The sequence below is a fragment of the Methylibium sp. genome (assembly GCF_013817365.1).
In the GTDB taxonomy this organism is placed as follows: domain Bacteria; phylum Pseudomonadota; class Gammaproteobacteria; order Burkholderiales; family Burkholderiaceae_C; genus Methylibium.
Genome location: NZ_JACDCU010000314.1, coordinates 1 through 4,976 on the forward strand (window position 1 = coordinate 1; position 4,976 = coordinate 4,976).

3 protein-coding genes are annotated in these 4,976 nt (G+C 66.0%); all 3 read left to right on the top strand.

The features are described from left to right. On the top strand, positions 1–773 hold a 773-nt coding region (locus H0W38_RS16465; protein WP_292456057.1), incomplete at its 5' end, for a sigma 54-interacting transcriptional regulator. Continuing rightward, positions 770–1,360, top strand: a complete 591-nt coding sequence (ampD, locus tag H0W38_RS16470) for a 1,6-anhydro-N-acetylmuramyl-L-alanine amidase AmpD (protein WP_292456060.1) — start codon at positions 770–772, stop codon at positions 1,358–1,360. The genes H0W38_RS16465 and ampD, both read left to right, overlap by 4 nt. A gap of 506 nt (positions 1,361–1,866) precedes the next feature. Next, positions 1,867–4,821 (top strand): ribonucleoside-diphosphate reductase subunit alpha, encoded by a 2,955-nt coding sequence (locus H0W38_RS16475; RefSeq protein ID WP_292456062.1) that lies wholly within the window; start codon positions 1,867–1,869, stop codon positions 4,819–4,821. Positions 4,822–4,976: the final 155 nt, after the last annotated feature.

Below are 4,976 nucleotides of genomic sequence, written 5' to 3' on the forward strand. Positions count from 1 at the left end.
TGCCGCTGTCGATGCAGAGCAAGCTGCTGCGTTCGATCCAGGAGCGCTCGGTGCGCCCGGTCGGCGCCACGCAGGAGTTGCCGCTGGACGTGCGCATCGTCAGCGCGACGCACAAGAACCTCGCCGCCGAGGTGCAGGCCGGGGGCTTTCGCCAGGATCTTTACTACCGGCTCAACGTGATCCAGATTCGCGTGCCCGCGCTGCGCGAGCGGCTCGAGGATCTGCCGGCAATCTGCCAGCAAGTGCTCGAGCGCATCGCCGCCGATGCGGGCGTCGGCCCGCCGCCGCAGCTCACGCGTGAGGCGCTGGCCTATTTGATGCGCTATCCCTTCGGCGGCAATGTGCGCGAGCTCGAGAACCTGCTGCACCGCGCGGTGGCGTTGTCCGACGGCGAAGCGATCGACGTGGCCGACCTTGGTTTGCCGGAGTCGGTCTTCGGTGATATCGACGGCGGCGAGCCTGCGGTACGCAAACCCGAGCCGCCGGCGAGTCAGGCGCCTGAGGTGCCGGCCGCGACGCTGCCGGCGCCCCTGCCCGACGACCTGGCCGTCTATCTCGACGGCGTGGAGCGCGACATCCTCGTGCGCGCGCTGGAGCGTTACCGCTTCAACCGCACGGCGGCCGGTGCCAGCCTGGGCTTGTCGCTTCGCCAGATGCGCTACCGCATGGCGCGCCTGGGCGTGCAGGTGGCCGAGCACGGTTTTGCGGTGGAGGCACTCGCCGAGCCGGTCGAAGCCGACGATACGCAGCGTCGCAGCCGCGAGGGCGCGTGAGCGGCGCGTCGACCTGGCAGCTCGGCTGGTGGTCCGGTGCGCGCCGCATCGGCTCGCCCAACCACGGCCCGAGGCCGGCCGGAATGGAAATCAACCTGGCGCTGATCCACTCGATCAGCCTGCCGCCCGGCGTGTACGGCGGTGACGAGATCGAGCGCTTGTTCACCAACCGCCTCGACTGGAACGCGCACCCCTACTTCGAGCAGATCCGCGGCTTCGAGGTGTCCTCGCATTTCGTGATCCGCCGCGACGGCGAATCGCTGCAATTCGTTTCGGTCCGTGACCGGGCCTGGCATGCCGGGCGGTCGGTCTGGCGGGGGCGCGAAAACTGCAACGACTACTCGGTGGGTATCGAGTTCGAAGGCATGGAAGGCGAGTCCTTCGAGGCGGCGCAGTATGCGAGCCTCGTGCGGCTGCTGAAGGCGCTGGCGACCGAGCTGCCCCTGGCTGAAGTGGTCGGCCATGAACACGTCGCGCCAGGGCGCAAGTGCGATCCCGGCGCGGGCTTCGATTGGAAGCGCCTGCAAACGCAGACCGGTTGGGCCGAGCGATTTTTCCCTGCTGCGTTTGCGTCGCCAGCGGCTTGAGCCACGCTGCAAGCAAGCGGGTTCGACGCTCACCGCAGCGCCGCAAAGGCGCAGTGGTGTCGAGCAATCGAGGGCCGGTGTCTGCCGCCTTTCCTACGCCGCTTTTCGCCGCGTGTGAACTCCGTGTAAAACACTACCGCTAGCGCTTGTCGCTCCAGCAAACGCTAGATATAGTGTCCCGAGATGCTATTCTTCAACGCCTGATTCAAGCGCTTGCGCACTGGTTCGTTGTGCAAGAAGCCCTCGTGAAAAGCCCTCCTGTGCTTTCCTCCACGAAAGTGCGCCGCAGCTTGCGGCGCGGCGCTCGCCAAGCGGCCAAGGCACGGCGTGCGGCTGCAAATTCCTTGCGGCTGGCACAGCGTGCGGCCTACTCGAGACACGGCCCCTGCATCTGCTAGACCTTACCTTTTGCCAGCCAGATCCGCGTTGCTTCGCACCGCCGCGCATCGTCTGCGCTGATCGCCCGATCCATGTTCCACCCCGACAAGAACCGAAAGGCATTCCTCATGCAAACAGTCAGCTCCAGCGCTTCGCCGTCGCCTTCCGCCGGTGGCACCGGCTCGGGTGCCGGCACCAGCCCTGCGTCCGGCGCACGGCCGCTGGCCGGCGGCAATTCCGCCTACGCCGGCTACCAGATCATTCGCCGCAACGGCGCGGTGGTGGCGTTCGAGCCGAACAAGATTGCGGTCGCGCTGATGAAGGCTTTCCTCGCAGTGCATGGCACGCAGGGCGCGGCCTCGGCCAGCGTGCGCGAAACGGTCGATGCGCTGACCGAGTCGGTGGTGCGGGCCATGCTGCGCTCGCGGCCCAGCGGCGGCAGCTTTCACATCGAAGATATCCAGGACGCGGTCGAACTGGGCTTGATGCGCGGCGGCCATCACGAGGTGGCGCGCGCCTATGTGCTGTACCGCGAGCGCCGCGCGCAGGAGCGCAGCAAGCAGGGCGAACTGCCGGTGGCCGCTGCGAGCGCCCTGCATGTGCTCGACCGCGGACAGCGCGTGCCGCTCGACATGGGTCGGCTCGCCGCGCTGGTCGAGTCGGCGTGTGCCGGCCTCGGCGCCGAAGTGCGCGCCGCGCCGATCCTGGCCGAGACGCAGCGCAACCTCTACGACGGCGTGCCGATCGACGAGGTCTACAAGGCGGCGATCCTGGCCGCGCGCACGCTGATCGAGAAGGACCCGGCCTACACCCGCGCCACCGCGCGGCTGCTGCTGCACACGATCCGCCGCGAGATCCTCGGCGGCGAGGTCCTGCAGGAAGAAATGACCGAGCGCTACGCCGAGTACTTCCCGGACTTCATCAAGAAGGGCGTGCAAGCCGAACTGCTTGACGAACGCCTGCAGCAGTACGACCTCAAGCGCTTGGGCGCAGCGCTGCAGCCCGAGCGCGACCTGCAGTTCGACTATCTCGGCCTGCAGACCCTCTACGACCGCTACTTCCTTCACCTGCACAAAGCGCGCATCGAACTCCCGCAGGCCTTCTTCATGCGCGTGGCCATGGGACTGGCATTGGGCGAGATCGACCGCGAGGCGCGCGCAATCGAGTTTTACGAGGTGCTGTCGCGCTTCGACTTCATGTCGAGCACGCCCACGCTGTTCAACGCCGGCACGCGCCGCTCGCAATTGTCGAGCTGCTACCTCACCACGGTGGCTGACGACCTCGACGGTATCTACGAGGCCATCAAGGAAAACGCACTGCTCTCCAAATTTGCAGGCGGCCTGGGCAACGACTGGACGCCGGTGCGTGCGCTGGGCAGCCACATCAAGGGCACCAACGGCGAAAGCCAGGGGGTCGTGCCTTTCCTGAAGGTGGTCAACGACACGGCGGTCGCGGTCAACCAGGGCGGCAAGCGCAAGGGCGCGGTCTGCGCCTACCTGGAAACCTGGCACCTAGACATCGAGGAGTTCCTCGACCTGCGCAAGAACACCGGCGATGACCGGCGCCGCACGCCGGACATGAACACCGCCAACTGGATCCCCGACCTGTTCATGAAGCGGGTGCTTGAAAACGGCAACTGGACCTTGTTCTCGCCGGCCAACTGCCCGGACCTGCACGACAAGTTCGGCAGCGCTTTCGAGCAGGCCTACACCGCCTACGAAGACAAGGCCGCCCGTGGCGAGATCAAGCTCTTCAAGACGCTGCGCGCCTCGGACCTGTGGCGCAAGATGCTCTCGATGCTGTTCGAGACCGGCCATCCCTGGATCACCTTCAAGGACGCCTGCAACGTGCGCTCGCCGCAGCAGCACGTGGGCGTGGTGCATTCGTCCAATCTGTGCACCGAGATCACGCTCAACACCAATGCCAGCGAGATCGCCGTGTGCAACCTCGGCTCGGTGAACCTCGCACAGCACCTCGTGCAGGGGGAGAACGGCATGGAGATCGACCACGCCAAGCTGAAGAAGACCGTCGCGACCGCGATGCGCATGCTCGACAACGTGATCGACATCAACTACTACGCCGTCAAGAAGGCGCGCGACTCCAACCTGCGCCACCGCCCGGTCGGCCTGGGCGTGATGGGTTTTCAGGACAGCCTCTACCAGTTGCGCATTCCTTACGCCTCGCAGGCTGCCGTGGACTACGCCGACCGCTCGATGGAGGCGGTTTGCTACTACGCCTACTGGGCTTCGACCGAGATGGCGCAGGAGCGCGGCCGCTATTCCAGCTACACGGGCTCGCTGTGGGATCGCGGCATCCTTCCGATCGATTCGCTCGACATGCTGGCCAAGGAGCGCGGCACGCTCGCGGGCCAGAACACCACCCTGGTGGAGGTCGACCGCTCGAGCACGCTCGACTGGAACCTGCTGCGCGAGCGCATCAAGTCGCACGGCATGCGCAACTCCAACTGCGTGGCGATTGCGCCCACGGCGACCATCTCCAACATCATCGGCGTGGATGCCTCCATCGAGCCCTCGTTCTCCAATCTCTCCGTCAAGAACAACCTGTCGGGCGACTTCACCATCATCAACGAATACCTGGTGCGAGACCTCAAGCAGCAGGGCCTGTGGGACGACGTGATGGTGATGGACCTCAAGCACTTCGACGGTTCGCTGCGCCGCATCGACCGCGTCTCGGAGGAGCTGAAGTCGCTGTACGCCACTGCCTTCGAGGTCGAGCCGAAGTGGCTGGTCGAGGCCGCGGCGCGGCGCCAGAAGTGGATCGACCAGGCGCAGTCGCTCAACATCTACATGGCCGGCGCCTCGGGCAAGAAGCTCGACGACACCTACAAGCTGGCTTGGCAGCGCGGCCTCAAGACCACCTACTACCTGCGCACCATGGGTGCGACGCATGCGGAGAAATCCACGGTGAAATCGGGTCAGCTCAACGCGGTGTCGAGCGGCACAGGCGCGAGCGACAGTGCTGCGACGTCGGGCGCCGAGCTGGCGCAGTTCGAGGCCGCCGTGCCTGCGACCGACATGAAGGTCTGTCTGATCGACAACCCCGACTGCGAGGCTTGTCAGTGATCCGACGCACGGTGCGTTGCGCGTTGCAGGGAGTGTCAGAAATTCTGTGTGTGAGGCGCTGTGAGACTTGTCCACGGCGGCGGGCGTCGCTTGCGACGAACGACCGACGCGGTGGGCAAGTCGGTGGTCGCATGTTACGCGGCCGTCTTCGTGAA